We start from the raw sequence: 13,623 nt of genomic DNA on the forward strand, positions 1-13,623 counted from the left end.
CTGGACACTGCCAACAGCAGTTGAATGAGCCGATACCCGCGCCGGACATGGCGCTCTGTAAAAATGAACTTTGAAGAATTGAATCTGGCTCCGGCCCTCATGCAAGCTGTGCGCGAGCTCGGCTATGACACCCCTACCCCCATCCAAGCCCAAGCCATTCCTGCCGTTCTGGCTGGACAAGACTTGTTGGCTGGCGCCCAAACCGGCACAGGCAAAACCGCCGCCTTCACCCTGCCCATGCTGCACAAGCTGAGCCTGAGTGAGCCGGGCAAAAACCGTTTTGGCGGCAAAGCCATCCGCGCTTTGGTGCTGACACCCACCCGCGAATTGGCCGCCCAGGTCGAAGAGTCGGTGCGTGACTATGGCAAATACCTGCAACTCGACTCCACCGTGATTTTTGGCGGCGTGGGCATGAACCCGCAAATCAGCAAGATCAAACGCGGCGTGGACATTTTGGTGGCCACACCCGGCCGTTTGCTCGACCTGCAAGGCCAGGGCTTCCTGGACTTGTCCAGCATCGAAATTCTGGTGCTCGACGAAGCCGACCGCATGTTGGACATGGGCTTCATCCATGACGTGAAAAAAGTGCTGGCCTTGGTGCCCAAAGACAAGCAAAGCTTGTTGTTCTCGGCCACCTTCAGCGACGAGATCCGCGAACTGGCGGCCAACTTGCTCAAGAACCCCCAGAGCATCCAGGTCACGCCCAGCAACACCACGGTGCAGCGCATCTCGCAAGTGATCCACCCCGTGGGACGCAGCAAGAAAAAAGACGTGCTGCTGCACATCATTCAAAAATACGACTGGAGCCAGGTCCTGGTGTTCACCCGCACCAAATTTGGCGCGAACAATGTGGCCGATTTCCTGACCAAAAATGGCGTGAAAGCCATGGCCCTGCACGGCAACAAGAGCCAGACTGCCCGCACGCAAGCGCTGGCCGGTTTCAAGAGTGGTGACATCCGCGCTTTGGTGGCCACCGACATTGCGGCACGCGGTATTGACATCGAAGACTTGCCACACGTTGTGAACTTTGAAATCCCGAACGTGTCGGAAGACTACGTGCACCGCATTGGCCGCACCGGCCGCGCCGGTGCAAGTGGCGAGGCTGTGAGCTTGGTCTGTTTAGATGAAGAAGGCTTCATGATGGACATCGAGCGCTTCACCAAGCAAGAGATTCCAGTCCAGTTGCTTGAAGGTTTTGGCCCTGACGCGGGCGAAGTGGCCGAGCCCATTGCCATGGGTCGCCAGACCCTGTGGGGCGGCGCAGGCAAGCCGCCTAGCCGTGATGTGATGGCCGCAGCCGCCAAGGCCGCACGCAGCGACATGATGCAACGCATTCGTGACAACAAAGTGGCCGTTGGCGTTGGCGGTGGCGGTGGCGGTGGCGGTGGCGGTGGCGGTCAAGGCCCACGTCAAGCACGCGGTGAAGGCGCAGCACGTCCAACGCGCAACGGTCCTCCGCCATCCCGCCGAAATGGGCCGCAGGGCCCACAAGGCGCCCCGCGCTTTGAAGGTCAGGGCGACGGCCGCCGCGAAGGTGGCAACCGTGAAGGTGGCGGTCGTGGCCAAGAGCAAAGGGGCGATCCCCGTTTTGACCACCGCGGCGATGGCCAAGGCCGTCCCGCACCGCGCGGTCCTCGGCCCGAAGGTCGTGGTCCAGGTCGCAGCCCTCAGGGCGGCAATGGCGGTGGCGAATACGCCGGTGGTGAGGACCGGCGACGCGACGATGGCGACGAGTTGCCTCGCCACATCGATCCATTGAAAACCACGCAATTTGCGCGTCTGGACTTGCCTAACCGCAAGCCCGTTCGCACCAGCGGCCAACCCGACCCGACCCGCACCAGCATCGACAGCTTGGCCAGCGGCGGTCGCCGCCATGGTGGTGGTGGTGGTGGCTACGGTGGTGGCAATCGAGGTGGCAATGGCGGCGGTGGCCGTGGCTTCGGACGCTGACACACACTGACACCTGAATTGAAAGAGCCCGCACATGCGGGCTCTTTTTTTGTCTGCGTGGAACTCAATCCCGCACAAACAAGGTCACCAAGGGATCGGGCCCGACCTGACGGCTCCAATGCCCGTGTACCGCGGCATCAAACGTGGCCCCCTCGGGCAAGGTGTCAGCCGAGTAGAAAAACTCGCCCGGGCCAAAAATACGCGAGCTGCCGTCTTGCAAATAGATCTCCATCTGCCCCCTCAACACAAATAACCACTGCGGGTTGCCAGTGCAATGGAAGCTGCTGCGGAAACCCACCGGGCTCTGGCGCAACTGGCACCCTGTTGCGGCCAGCACGGCCGACAGCTGGCTTTGGGGCGTTCCTTCGGACAAGGGCACCCACTCGTCGCGAAAGCGGGCGCGACCATCGGTATCGGTGAACAATATGACTTTTTTCAGCTCTGTCATGGCCATGTTTCTCGTGAAATAGAACAGGGTGTCATTGTCGCTGACCGGTCATCTGCTCAAGCCAGAGAGCGACTTTGCTTCGCGTGCATCTGGCATAGTAGAACGCAGCTCACGACCCACCATCACAGCAAAAACAAGACGAGAACACATGAACACAACACCTTTGAAGATTGTTTTCCACGGCCAAAACGCCGCCAATTTCCGCCAAGGTTTTGAGGCGCTCATTGGCCCTGAACACCAGATCCTCGACTTGAGCGATGCACTCGACCTCGCTGGCGAGTGCGCGCATTACGAAAGCGCCGACGTTGTTATCGGCATCAAGCTGAACGACAGAATGCCAGCGCCGCTCAAAGGCCGGCTGTTCCATGCGCCAGCAGCGGGCACCGACGCCATCAACACCGCCTTGCTGCCCGCGCAGTGCAGCTTGGCCAATTGCCATGGCCACGAAAACGCTATCGCCGAATACGTGATCGCAGCCCTGCTCACGCGCCATGTGCCCCTGGCCCGTGCCGACCAGGACCTGCGCCAACAACACTGGACCTATTGGGCTGGCCGCCCCACCGCTTTGCGAACCGAGCTGGGCTCGCAAACGATTGGCCTGCTGGGTTTCGGTCACATTGCGCAGACTGTGGCGTTGCGTGCCAAAGCCTTCGGCATGCGGGTGTATGTGGCCAACCGCAGCCCCATTGAGCACGCCACCGTGGACCAAAGCTGGACGCTCGACGGCCTGCACGACTTCATGGGCTCGGCCGACACCGTTGTGGTGAGCCTGCCGCTGACCGAAAACACGCAAGGATTGGTGGATGCAGGTGCCATCGCCTGCATGAAATCCGATGCGGTGCTGATGAACGTGGGGCGTGGCCCGGTGATCGAAGAAAAAGCGCTTTACGACGCACTGAAGGCGCGTAAGATTGGCGGCGCTGTGATCGACACTTGGTACCAGTACCCCACGCCAACTCAGTCTCATTGCTCACCTTCGAAATACGACTTTTCGGCGTTGGACAACGTGCTGATGACGCCCCACATGTCAGGCTGGACCGCAGGCACCGTGAAACGCCGCCAAGAAACACTTGCCGAGAACATCGGCCGCCTGAGCCGCGGCGAAGCATTGATCAACGTGCTGCGCGGGCCGTTGACCTGAACCCATCTAGGAGCGGCGCCCTGACCGCGATGAGGCGTCTTGATGCCACAAGCCATCGCCCCGAAGTCGGGGCTCCCTCAAGCCAAGCCAAAAACCATTTCAGGTGCTTTGACGCTGGACGATTTCAAAGCCCAGGTCCAGCTGCGGACAGCTTGGCGCCTCACCACGCATCAAGCACAACAGCATCTCTGCAGCGGCTTGCCCGATTGGCGCGCGCGGTGTACGCACGGTGGTCAACGGCGGCAGCATCTGATCGCTGCCCGTCAAATCGTTGAAGCCGGCAATGGCCACTTGCGAAGGCACCGAGACGCCCAGGCGCAAAGCTGCCATCAGCGCCCCTTGCGCCAAATCGTCGTTGCAAAAAAAGATGGCATCGACGGCGGGGCGTTGCTGCATGATCTGCTCGAACATCACCCCGCCCAAAGCCAACGATGAGGGCGCAGGGTTCAAAAACTCGAGCGTCGGCTCATACACCCCAGCCTCTTGCAAGGCCGTGCGCCAACCGTACAGCCGTTGCATCACACGCGGGTCAAGCTGCGCGGCGGCAAAGGCAACGCGCTTGCGCCCTGTCCGCAACAGGTTTCTCGTCATGGCAGCACCTGCTTCGGTCTGACGAAAGCCCACGCAATACGGTGCATCGGCCTCGGGTAAAGCAGGCAAGTCCATCAGGTGCACACATGGTACTTGACTGCTTTTCATGAGTTTGCGGGTGGTCGGGTTGTGATCGAGCCCAGTGACCAACAGGCCTGCCGGGCGGTGCAGGAGTTGTTCGCGCAGCAATTGCTCTTCTTCACTGGCGTCGTAATGCGTCACGCCCATAAGTGTTTGGTAACCAGCGGCGCGAAGGGTTTTCTGAGCGGCATCGAGCAAGTCCACAAACAAGGCGTTGGAAAAGAGAGGAATCAGGATGGCCACATGGTTGCTGCGCTGCGAGGCGAGCGCCCGCGCAGCCGGGTCGGGCACGTAGCCCAGCTTGTCGGAGACCGCTTTCACCCGCTCGATCAAGGCCGGGTCCACCGCCCTTTCGCCACGCAGTGCCCGGGAGACGGTGCTGGAGCTCACACCCGCGGCTCGCGCCACATCGCTGAGCGTGATGCGACCTGTGGCGCGGTGACTCTTGGGAGGCTTGGGCAGTGAATCTGAATTGTTGGGCAAGGGTTAGTCCGGAGAAAAATTCGGTGCTGAACTGTATAGGATAGCGCTATCCCAAAGTTTGAGGGAAATTACTGATCTTTTCTTGAATCATCTTGATTTAACTTGAGAATTCAGAAATTTTTACACTCGCTTTTTTTTAAATTTTCTGGACAGCGCTGTCCATAATCTGTTTCCGACTGGAGTGTGACGTGTCCAAATCCGAAGTGCTGGCTGTGGCCAAACTCCCTCCCTTTTATCAAAAGGCACTGGAATCGGTCTACACCGTCCACGACCGCACCCACATGACCGACCCAGCAGCTTTCGCCGCCTTGGCTCCGCGCATCGTGGGCGTGGCCGGCACGGGCGAAGCCAGTGTGCCGCGCAGTTTGCTGTCGCAGTTGCCCAACGCCAAAGTGGTGGCGGTTTTTGGCGTGGGCTACGACGGGGTGGATGTGCAAGCAGCCATCGAACACGGCATTCCTGTGACCCACACGCCTGACGTGCTCACTGACGATGTGGCCGATCTGGCCATGGGCCTGGTGCTGTCGGCAGGCCGTGCCATCCCGCAAGCAGACCAGTTTGTGCGCGCAGGCCGGTGGCCAAATGGTCCCATGGCACTTAGCCGTAAGGTGTCTGGCGCGCGCATTGGCATTGTTGGATTGGGCCGCATTGGAAAAGCCATCGCGCAGCGGGCGAAGGCTTTCGGCATGTCAATTGCCTACACCGCTCGCAGCGAAAAGCACGAATCGGGCTTCAAGTTCTTCCCAACGGCTGCAGAGCTGGCCGCCAACGTGGATTTCCTAGTGGCCATCACACCTGGCGGCGCAGGTACAAAGCACCTGATCAACGCGGATGTGCTCAAGGCGCTGGGCCCACGTGGCTTTTTGGTCAACGTAGCGCGTGGCAGTGTGGTCGATGAAGAGGCCCTGATAGAAGCCCTTCAGAACGGCACCATCGCGGGCGCAGGCCTGGACGTTTTCGCCAACGAACCGAATGTGCCCGAGGTGCTCTGGACCATGAACAACGTGGTGCTGACCCCCCACATGGCCAGCGCCACCAGCGAAACCCGACAAGCCATGGCCGATCTGGCTTTTGCCAACATGCAGGCCGGTATTTCTGGCCTGCCCTTGCTCACGCCTGTGCCCGAGTGCTTCGGCCTGGTGTAGTGAGCGAAGGCCCGAAACCATGAGCATGACCCCTTTGCGCCTGATCGTCATGGGGGTGTCCGGTTGTGGGAAGTCGACCATGGCTGGCGCCTTGAGCGAGCGCTTGGGCCTCGACATGGTTGACGGCGACGACCTGCACTTGCCCGAGAGTGTGGCCAAGATGCGCTCAGGCGTTGCCTTGCAAGACGCCGATCGTTGGCCCTGGCTGGACCGCATTGGTGCGTATCTGTCGCAAGACCCTGAGCAAGGCCAAGCCCAAGGACGCGTGGTGGCGTGCTCAGCACTCAGGCGGATCTACCGCGACCGCATCCGCGAACAAGCGGGCGATGTGTGTTTTGTATTCCTCGATGGTGACTTCGAATTGATTCAAAAACGCATGCAGCAGCGTGTGGGCCATTACATGCAACCCGGCTTGCTTGACAGCCAGTTCCGCACCCTCGAAAAACCTCAAGCCGATGAAACCGACGTCATCCGCCTGACTATCACCGAGCCCGTTCAGAACATGGTGCTGCAAGCGATTCAGGCGTTGCACGATCACCGACACCCTGCACTATGATTTTTTTAAAGAAAGTTTCCTCATGTTCATTCGCTGTGCATTCTTTCAGGGCCAAGTCAAACCCGGTATGGAGGAGGCGTTCAACCGCTACATCCGCGAAAACCTCGTCCCACTTTGGACCCGCTTTCCTGGTGCACAAGAAGTACGCGTTCTTCGCCAGGTTGAAAGTGACGTGGCCGATCCGCACTTTGGAATGGTGCTATCGGTACGCTATCCCAGTCGTGAGTCCATCGAGATTGCTTTGGCCTCTGAGGTGCGCATGAAAAGCAAAGAAGTGTCCAAGGACATGATCGCTATGTTCGATGGCACTGTGTTTCACACCGTCTTCAGCGCCGACGAATACGCGCTGCCCACCGATTGATTTTTTTGACCGCTTTTTAACCTGGAGACAAAACCATGAAACTTTCCCGCATCCTTCTCGCCTGCCTCGTGGCTGCTGCTGGCACCAGCGCCTTCGCAGCCAAATTCAACCTGAAAATGGGACACGCCGTCAACGCCACCGACGGCCAGCACGCCGCCGCCCTGAAATTAGCCGAATTGGTCAAACAACGTACCAATGGCGACGTGGAAATCACCGTGTTCCCAGCCAACCAGTTGGGCAACGACGCGGCCATGATCAACGGCACACGCGGCGGCACGATCGACATCGTCTCCAGCGGTGCATCCAACTTCAACGGGATCGTGCCCAACACCGCCGCGATGGAACTGCCATTTGTGTTCCGCAGCGCGCAACACGCCTACAACGTGCTCGACGGTGCAGTGGGCACGGGCGTGCTCAACGAATTGTCCCCGCACGGATTGAAGGGCCTGGCCTACTGGGAAAACGGCTGGCGCGCCTTCACCAACAACAAGCGCCCGGTCAACAAGCCCGATGACTTGAAGGGCTTGAAGATCCGTTCGACACCCAACCCGTACCACATCCAGGCCTTCAAGCTGCTGGGCATGAACCCATCGCCCATGCCAATTGCCGAGTTGTACACCGCGCTGGAAACCGGCACGTTTGACGCGCAAGAGCACCCGATCAACGTGACCTGGTCGTCCAAGTTTTACGAAGTGCAAAAGCACCTGACGGTGAGCAACCACGTCTACTCGCCACTGGTCGTGGCCATGAACAAGGTCAAGTTCGACAGCCTGCCGGCCAATTACCAAAAAGTGATGGTGGATGCTGCACGCGAAGCCGCCACTTACCAACGCAACTTGAATGCGTCCAACGCGGGCAAGGTGGTGGCCGACCTGAAGAAGTCAGGCATGCAAGTGATCGAGAAGGTGGACATGGCCCCATTCCAAAAAATTGTGTCGGCCGAAATCGCCAAGACCTTTGGTGAAAAAAACGGCCCAGCTTTGCTCAAGGCCATCGAAGACACCAAGTGATGGTTTGAGTGAGATCACGCCCCCTCCTAGGAGGGGGCTTTTTTGCGAATGACGAATGAAAAAAATCAACGACCTTTTCTTCAAGCTGGCTGAGATCACACTGGTCATCATGTTGTCGGCCATGGTGATCATGGTGTTTGGCAATGTGGTGCTGCGCTACGGCTTCAACGACGGCATCATCAGTTCTGAAGAGTTGTCGCGGTTTTTGTTCATCTGGATCACGTTTTTAGGGGCCATCGTCACCATGCGTGACAACGGTCATTTGGGCTTGGATTCTGTGGTTCGAAAGCTCAGTTTGCAAGGCAAAAAAATGGCTTTTGGTATCTCCAATGTGCTGATGCTGGGCTGCTGTGTGCTGATGTTTTACGGCACCCTCAAACAACACGGCATCAATGCCACTACGCGTTCAGCGGTCACCGAAATTCCCATGAGCTGGGTTTATGGCGTGGGCTATATCACCAGCTTGGCCATGGGCCTCATGATCATCGGCAATTTGGTGAAGTTGGCCAAAGGCAACTTCAATGAATCCGACTTGATTCAGGTCCAGGACTCCGAAGAAGTCGTGACAGCGCACACGCAAGGGGCACCCAAATGACCGTCCTTGTATTCATTGTTTCGCTGCTCGCCGCCATGGCGCTGGGCATGCCACTGGCGTTTTCGCTCATCGTTTCGGGTGTGGCATTGATGCTGCACATGGATAACTTCGACACCCAAATCGTGTCGCAAAACCTCATCAATGGAGCTGACAACTTTCCGCTCATGGCCGTGCCCTTTTTCATGCTGGCCGGTGAGTTGATGAACGCTGGCGGCATGAGCCGACGCATTGTCAACTCGGCCATGGTGTGGGTCGGCCATTTCCGTGGCGGCTTGGGTTATGTGGCGGTGTTCGCTGCCATCGTCATGGCCAGCCTGTCGGGTTCAGCCGTGGCCGACACGGCTGCCTTGGCCGCAGTGCTGATGCCCATGATGCGCGACGCAGGTTACCGCATGGACCGATCAGCAGGCCTGATTGCGGCAGGCGGCATCATCGCACCCGTCATCCCGCCCTCGATTGGCTTCATTTTGTTTGGCGTGATCGGTGGCGTGTCCATTTCCAAACTGTTCATGGCGGGCATCTTCCCTGGCCTCATGATGGGTTTTGCCCTGATTGTGACCTGGTGGATCGTGGCTCGCAAAGACAATGTGGTGGTGGCCGAAAAAGTGCCGTTCAAAGAACGTATTTCGGTGACCATCAACGCGTTTTGGTCTTACTTGTTGGCCATTGTGATCATCGGCGGCATGAAGATGGGCATCTTCACGCCCACCGAGGCGGCTGTGGTAGCGGTGGTTTATTCCTTGTTTGTGGGTTTGTTCATCTACCGTGAAATCAAGTTCAAAGACCTGTACCGCATCATTTTGTCGGCCGCCAAAACCTCTTCGGTGGTGATGTTCTTGGTGGCTGCCGCGCTGGTGTCGGCCTGGCTGATCACGGTGGCCAATATTCCGGCCCAGATTGTTGAAATTTTGCGGCCGTTCATCGACAACAAAACCCTGCTGATGGTCATGCTGATGCTGCTGGTGATGATTGTGGGCACGGCGCTGGACTTTGCGCCGACGGTGCTGATCCTCACGCCCGTGCTGATGCCTTTGGTGCGTGAGGCAGGCATTGACCCGGTCTACTTTGGCGTGCTGTTCATCATGAACAACGCCATCGGGCTGCTCACACCGCCGGTAGGTACGGTGCTGAACGTGGTGTGCGGAGTAGGCCGTATTCCGATGCATGACGTCATCCGTGGTGTCATGCCTTTCCTCTTGTCGCAGGTTGTCGTCATGGGCTCTTTGATCGCCTTTCCGAGCCTGGTGATGGTTCCTCTCAAATGGATGCTGATGCGATGAATGTTTTGGACTCTTTTCAACTCTCGGGCCGCCGCGCGCTGATCACCGGCTCTTCTGCAGGCATCGGTCTGGCTCTGGCCGAAGCCCTGGCGCAAGCGGGGGCGCATGTCATCCTTAACGGCCGCACGACCAATAAGATAGAGGCCGCAGCTCTTGCCCTGCAAGCGCAAGGCCTGTCGGTCAGCACCTCGGTGTTTGACGTGACCGACGCCGACAGCGTGCGTTCAGCCGTCGAGCAGATCGAGGTCGAAGGCCCGATTGACATCCTGGTCAACAACGCGGGCATGCAAATTCGCGGGCCTTTGCATGAATATGCCGACAGCGACTGGCACACGATCATGAAGACCAACCTGGACAGCGTGTACTACGTGGGCCAAGCGGTGGCCAAAAAGATGATCCCGCGTGGACGCGGCAAGATCATCAACATCTGCTCGGTACAAAGCGAGCTGGGCCGCCCCGGCATTGCGCCCTACACCGCCACCAAAGGCGCGGTCAAGATGCTCACCAAAGGCATGGCGATTGACTGGGGTCAGTTTGGCATCAACGTCAACGGCATTGGCCCGGGTTACTTCAAGACCGAACTGAATCAGAAACTGGTCGATGATCCTGCCTTCAGTAGTTGGCTGGTGGGCCGCACGCCGAGCCGCCGCTGGGGCAATGTCGAGGACCTGGGCGGCGCGGCCGTCTTTTTAGCCTCGGATGCATCGCGCTTTGTGAACGGCCATATTTTGTATGTGGACGGCGGCGTGACCGCGACCCTTTGAACACCACTTGCAAGGAAAAACCATGAAATCAGTTGTATGCCATTCGGCCAAAGACCTGCGCGTCGAAGACACCGAACTGCCCACTTTGGGCGAACACCAACTGCGGGTGAATGTGGCCTATGGTGGCATTTGCGGCTCTGATTTGCATTACTACCAGCACGGGGGTTTTGGCACCGTGCGCATCAAGCAGCCCATTGCATTGGGCCATGAAATCTCGGGGGTGGTCGATGGTTTTGGATCGGGCGTTCAGGGCACGGTCAAAGGCCAGCGCATTGCCATCTCGCCCTCGCGCCCCTGCGGGAACTGCCGTTTTTGCCAAGCAGGTCAACACAACCATTGCCTGAACATGCGCTTTTACGGCAGCGCCATGCCCTTCCCCCACATTCAGGGCGCGTTCTCTGAGCAACTGATCATCGAGGGCTACCAAGCCCACCCGATTGCCGACCACCTGAGCTTGTCCGAAGCCGCTTTGGCCGAGCCTTTGTCGGTGGGTTTGCACGCCATTCAACGCGCTGGCAGCGTGCTGGGCAAGCAGGTGCTGGTGACAGGCTGCGGCCCCATTGGCTCGCTGCTGATTGGCGCTTTGCGCCGAGCCGGTGCGGCGCGCATTGTGGCCGCCGACATTGCGGACTTGCCGCTCAAGTGCGCCAAGGAAATGGGTGCAGACGAAACCATCAACCTCAAAACCCAGCCCGAAGCGCTGGACAAATACAAGCTTGACAAAGGCCAGTTCGATGCCGTCTTCGAAGCATCGGGCAGCGAAGCCGCATTGCGCGTGGGCTTGGACACCATCGTGCCGCGTGGCGTCTTAATCACTGTGGGCATGGGCGGCGACATCAGCCTGCCCATGACACAACTGGTGGCCAAAGAAGTGGATCTGCGCGGCACCTTCCGCTTCCATGCCGAATTTGCCACCGCCGTGCGCTTTTTGAACGAAGGCCTGGTCAACGGCAAACCGGTCATCACCGGTATCTTGCCTGTGGAACGCGCCATCGAAGCCTTCGACCTCGCCGCCGACAAAAGCCAGTCACTCAAAGTACAGATTTCTTTTCAAAACGCCTGAAAATCTGGCGGTACCAGACCTCTTTAGAAAGTTCTCACCATGTCCAAAATCGCTCTCGTCACCGGAGCCAGTTCCGGCATCGGCAAAGCCTGCGCCCTCGCTTTGCTCAAAGAAGGCTGGCAAGTCGTTTTGATTGGGCGACGCGCCGACGCCTTGGCTGCGGCGGTGGCCGAAGCGGGCCTCAACGCTGGCAACGCCCACGCCATCCCGACCGATCTGTCCAAGGAGCCTGAAGTCAAAGCCCTGTTCGAGCAAATTCGCACCCGCTTTGGCCGCCTCGATCTGGTGTTCAACAACGCAGGCATCTCGCTGCCCTACACCTTGCCCGGCGATCTGTCGGGCGACGAATGGCGCCGGGCTGTCGACATCAACTTGAACGGCGCGTTCTACACCTTGTCGAATGCCTTCAAGCTGATGCAAGAGCAAAGCCCACAAGGTGGCCGCATCATCAACAACGGCTCTATCTCGGCCCATGTGCCGCGCCCGGGCTCGATTGCCTACACCGCAACCAAACACGCCATCTCGGGACTGACCCGCGCAGCTTCATTGGATGGCCGCCCTTACAGCATCGCGGTCGGCCAGATCGACATTGGCAACGTCGCCTCGGACATGACGCTCAGAATGGCCTCGGGCGTCCACCAGGCCGACCTCAGCATCAAAGCCGAGCCGCGCATGGACATGTCGGCCGTGGTCGAGACCTTCCTGACCATGGCGCGCCTACCTTTGTCGGCCAACATCTTGTTCACCACCGTGATGGCGACCAACATGCCGTTTGTAGGACGCGGTTGATTTATGGATACCAGTGGGCGTGTTCCACGCCCATCGCCCACAGGGTGGGCTCCTACAAATTGCGCACAGTGACCCACGCACACCATGAATCATCCGGCGTAGGAGCCCACCCCTGTGGGCGATGGCTTATTCAGCGCAAACGCTGAATAAGCCATAAGCAATCACCGGCTCACCCGCACCACAGCATCAACCCGCTTGTGCAGATCAGGCAGCAACTCCAAGCCCAAACCCGGCTTGTCGTTCAGGCTGATCATGCCGTTCTTCACCTGCGGCAACTCGGTCACCAGCTCCTTGTACCAACCGCTGTAAAAAGCGCGTACGCTTTCCTGAATCAGCGCATTGGGTGCGTGCAGCGACAAGTGCGTGGAGGCGGCCCATACCACCGGCCCGGTGCAGTCGTGCGGGGCCACAGGCAGCTGCCAGGCGTCGGCCATGGCTGCGATCTTGCGGGCCTCGGTCAGGCCACCGCACCAGCTCAGGTCAAGCATGGCGACACCGCCCACGCCGGTTTGCAAATAATCTTTGAAGCCCCATTTGTAGCTCAGCGTCTCGCTGGCGCAAATCAAAGCCTTGCAGTCCACCGCGTACTGCTTGAGCAAGTCGAGGCTGTCCATGCGGATCGCGTCTTCGTGCCAGAAGGTGTCGAACTCTTGCAAGGCGCGAGAGATTTTTTGCGCCATGGGCAAGCGCCACAGGCTGTGGAACTCGACCATGATGTCCATCTTGTCGCCCACCGCATTCCTGATTTTGCGAAAGGGCTCCAGCGCCGTGTTCAGGTCTTGCGGGCTGATGTACTGGCCGTGCGACTTTTCTGCGGCCACATCAAAGGGCCAAATCTTCATGCCGGTGATGCCTTCGCTCAAAAGCGACTCGGCCACCTCGTCGGCGCTGTGCAAAAAGCCCTGCAGGTCTTCGTAAGGCCCCGCGCCCTGCCCCAAGCCCCAGTTGGAACTGCTCTGATTGACGTTGCTGCGGATGTACTGGTAGCCCGCGCAGGTGTTGTACACGCGGATTTCGTCGCGACTTTTACCGCCTAGCGCCGTGTAAACCGGCATGCCAGCGGCTTTGCCAAAGATATCCCACAGCGCAATATCCACCGCCGAATTGCCGCGTGTCTCGACCCCGGACCCGCGCCAGCCCAAATAGCCGGTGATGTCGCGCTGGCGAGATTCGATGGCCAATGGGTCTTGCCCCACCAGCTTGGGGGCCACCCATTCGTGTAAGTACGCTTCGACCGCTTGCGCGCCCATGAAAGTTTCGCCCAGACCCACCAGACCCTCGTCGGTGTGCAGGCGCACCCAGATGATGTTGGGAAATTCCCCCAGGCGGATGGTTTCGAGTTGCGTGATTTTCATGGCAGCACCCA

Annotated in this window: 14 protein-coding genes; 11 read left to right on the forward strand and 3 right to left on the reverse strand. The window is 58.9% G+C overall.

The features are described 5' to 3' along the window. The first annotated feature begins 63 nt into the window (after nt 1-63). Nucleotides 64-1,950 carry a DEAD/DEAH box helicase gene (locus tag B9Z49_RS10310; RefSeq protein ID WP_108353348.1) on the forward strand — a complete coding sequence of 629 codons (1,887 nt, stop codon included), beginning with the start codon at nt 64-66 and terminating at the stop codon, nt 1,948-1,950. A 64-nt stretch (nt 1,951-2,014) separates the two neighbouring features. On the opposite strand, the gene B9Z49_RS10315 is transcribed toward B9Z49_RS10310, so the two are convergent. Beyond that, nucleotides 2,015-2,398, reverse strand: a complete 384-nt coding sequence (locus B9Z49_RS10315; protein WP_108353441.1) for a hypothetical protein — start codon at nt 2,396-2,398, stop codon at nt 2,015-2,017. Between the two features lie 148 nt (nt 2,399-2,546). Between B9Z49_RS10315 and B9Z49_RS10320 the strand changes: the two genes are divergently transcribed. Next, nucleotides 2,547-3,539 (forward strand): 2-hydroxyacid dehydrogenase, encoded by a 993-nt coding sequence (locus B9Z49_RS10320; protein ID WP_108353349.1) that lies wholly within the window; start codon nt 2,547-2,549, stop codon nt 3,537-3,539. A 99-nt stretch (nt 3,540-3,638) separates the two neighbouring features. On the opposite strand, the gene B9Z49_RS10325 is transcribed toward B9Z49_RS10320, so the two are convergent. Then, nucleotides 3,639-4,694, reverse strand: coding sequence for a LacI family DNA-binding transcriptional regulator (locus B9Z49_RS10325; RefSeq protein ID WP_108353350.1), 1,056 nt, complete (start codon nt 4,692-4,694; stop codon nt 3,639-3,641). A gap of 188 nt (nt 4,695-4,882) precedes the next feature. Between B9Z49_RS10325 and B9Z49_RS10330 the strand changes: the two genes are divergently transcribed. From B9Z49_RS10330 to B9Z49_RS10370, 9 genes are read left to right on the forward strand one after another with little or no spacing between them, the layout of a single operon-like run. Next, nucleotides 4,883-5,839 (forward strand): 2-hydroxyacid dehydrogenase, encoded by a 957-nt coding sequence (locus B9Z49_RS10330; RefSeq protein ID WP_108353351.1) that lies wholly within the window; start codon nt 4,883-4,885, stop codon nt 5,837-5,839. Nucleotides 5,840-5,858: 19 nt separating this feature from the next. After that, nucleotides 5,859-6,395, forward strand: a complete 537-nt coding sequence (locus tag B9Z49_RS10335) for a gluconokinase (protein WP_108353352.1) — start codon at nt 5,859-5,861, stop codon at nt 6,393-6,395. A gap of 22 nt (nt 6,396-6,417) precedes the next feature. Next, a complete protein-coding gene (locus tag B9Z49_RS10340; RefSeq protein WP_108353353.1) occupies nt 6,418-6,756 on the forward strand; it encodes a hypothetical protein in 339 nt (112 codons plus the stop codon). Nucleotides 6,757-6,791: 35 nt separating this feature from the next. Then, nucleotides 6,792-7,766 carry a TRAP transporter substrate-binding protein gene (locus B9Z49_RS10345; protein WP_108353354.1) on the forward strand — a complete coding sequence of 325 codons (975 nt, stop codon included), beginning with the start codon at nt 6,792-6,794 and terminating at the stop codon, nt 7,764-7,766. Between the two features lie 55 nt (nt 7,767-7,821). Next, nucleotides 7,822-8,361: a TRAP transporter small permease gene (locus B9Z49_RS10350; RefSeq protein WP_108353355.1), complete on the forward strand. Its 540-nt coding sequence runs from the start codon at nt 7,822-7,824 to the stop codon at nt 8,359-8,361. Then, nucleotides 8,358-9,641, forward strand: coding sequence for a TRAP transporter large permease (locus B9Z49_RS10355; RefSeq protein ID WP_108353356.1), 1,284 nt, complete (start codon nt 8,358-8,360; stop codon nt 9,639-9,641). The genes B9Z49_RS10350 and B9Z49_RS10355 overlap by 4 nt, the downstream gene beginning before the upstream one ends. Further along, on the forward strand, nt 9,623-10,405 hold the full coding sequence (locus B9Z49_RS10360) for an SDR family oxidoreductase (RefSeq protein WP_108353357.1): 783 nt from the start codon (nt 9,623-9,625) through the stop codon (nt 10,403-10,405). The genes B9Z49_RS10355 and B9Z49_RS10360 overlap by 19 nt, the downstream gene beginning before the upstream one ends. A 22-nt stretch (nt 10,406-10,427) precedes the next feature. Continuing rightward, the gene (locus tag B9Z49_RS10365) at nt 10,428-11,468 is read left to right on the forward strand and encodes an L-idonate 5-dehydrogenase (protein WP_108353358.1); all 1,041 of its coding nucleotides are present in this window, start codon (nt 10,428-10,430) and stop codon (nt 11,466-11,468) included. 39 nt (nt 11,469-11,507) lie between these two features. Then, complete coding sequence (locus B9Z49_RS10370; protein ID WP_108353359.1) at nt 11,508-12,257, forward strand: SDR family oxidoreductase; 750 nt, start codon at nt 11,508-11,510, stop codon at nt 12,255-12,257. A 161-nt stretch (nt 12,258-12,418) separates the two neighbouring features. On the opposite strand, the gene B9Z49_RS10375 is transcribed toward B9Z49_RS10370, so the two are convergent. Beyond that, on the reverse strand, nt 12,419-13,612 hold the full coding sequence (locus tag B9Z49_RS10375) for a mandelate racemase/muconate lactonizing enzyme family protein (RefSeq protein WP_108353442.1): 1,194 nt from the start codon (nt 13,610-13,612) through the stop codon (nt 12,419-12,421). Nucleotides 13,613-13,623: the final 11 nt, after the last annotated feature.

It is taken from the genome of Limnohabitans sp. 2KL-51, from assembly GCF_003063645.1.
GTDB lineage: Bacteria > Pseudomonadota > Gammaproteobacteria > Burkholderiales > Burkholderiaceae_C > Limnohabitans_A.

Excerpts from the sequence above, each read along its gene's own strand:
- B9Z49_RS10310 (WP_108353348.1), top strand. The coding sequence starts at position 64 with ATGAACTTTGAAGAATTGAATCTGGCTCCGGCCCTCATGCAAGCTGTG.
- B9Z49_RS10315 (WP_108353441.1), bottom strand. The coding sequence starts at position 2,398 with ATGACAGAGCTGAAAAAAGTCATATTGTTCACCGATACCGATGGTCGC.
- B9Z49_RS10320 (WP_108353349.1), top strand. The coding sequence starts at position 2,547 with ATGAACACAACACCTTTGAAGATTGTTTTCCACGGCCAAAACGCCGCC.
- B9Z49_RS10335 (WP_108353352.1), top strand. The coding sequence starts at position 5,859 with ATGAGCATGACCCCTTTGCGCCTGATCGTCATGGGGGTGTCCGGTTGT.
- B9Z49_RS10340 (WP_108353353.1), top strand. The coding sequence starts at position 6,418 with ATGTTCATTCGCTGTGCATTCTTTCAGGGCCAAGTCAAACCCGGTATG.
- B9Z49_RS10345 (WP_108353354.1), top strand. The coding sequence starts at position 6,792 with ATGAAACTTTCCCGCATCCTTCTCGCCTGCCTCGTGGCTGCTGCTGGC.
- B9Z49_RS10350 (WP_108353355.1), top strand. The coding sequence starts at position 7,822 with ATGAAAAAAATCAACGACCTTTTCTTCAAGCTGGCTGAGATCACACTG.
- B9Z49_RS10355 (WP_108353356.1), top strand. The coding sequence starts at position 8,358 with ATGACCGTCCTTGTATTCATTGTTTCGCTGCTCGCCGCCATGGCGCTG.
- B9Z49_RS10360 (WP_108353357.1), top strand. The coding sequence starts at position 9,623 with ATGGATGCTGATGCGATGAATGTTTTGGACTCTTTTCAACTCTCGGGC.
- B9Z49_RS10365 (WP_108353358.1), top strand. The coding sequence starts at position 10,428 with ATGAAATCAGTTGTATGCCATTCGGCCAAAGACCTGCGCGTCGAAGAC.
- B9Z49_RS10370 (WP_108353359.1), top strand. The coding sequence starts at position 11,508 with ATGTCCAAAATCGCTCTCGTCACCGGAGCCAGTTCCGGCATCGGCAAA.
- B9Z49_RS10375 (WP_108353442.1), bottom strand. The coding sequence starts at position 13,612 with ATGAAAATCACGCAACTCGAAACCATCCGCCTGGGGGAATTTCCCAAC.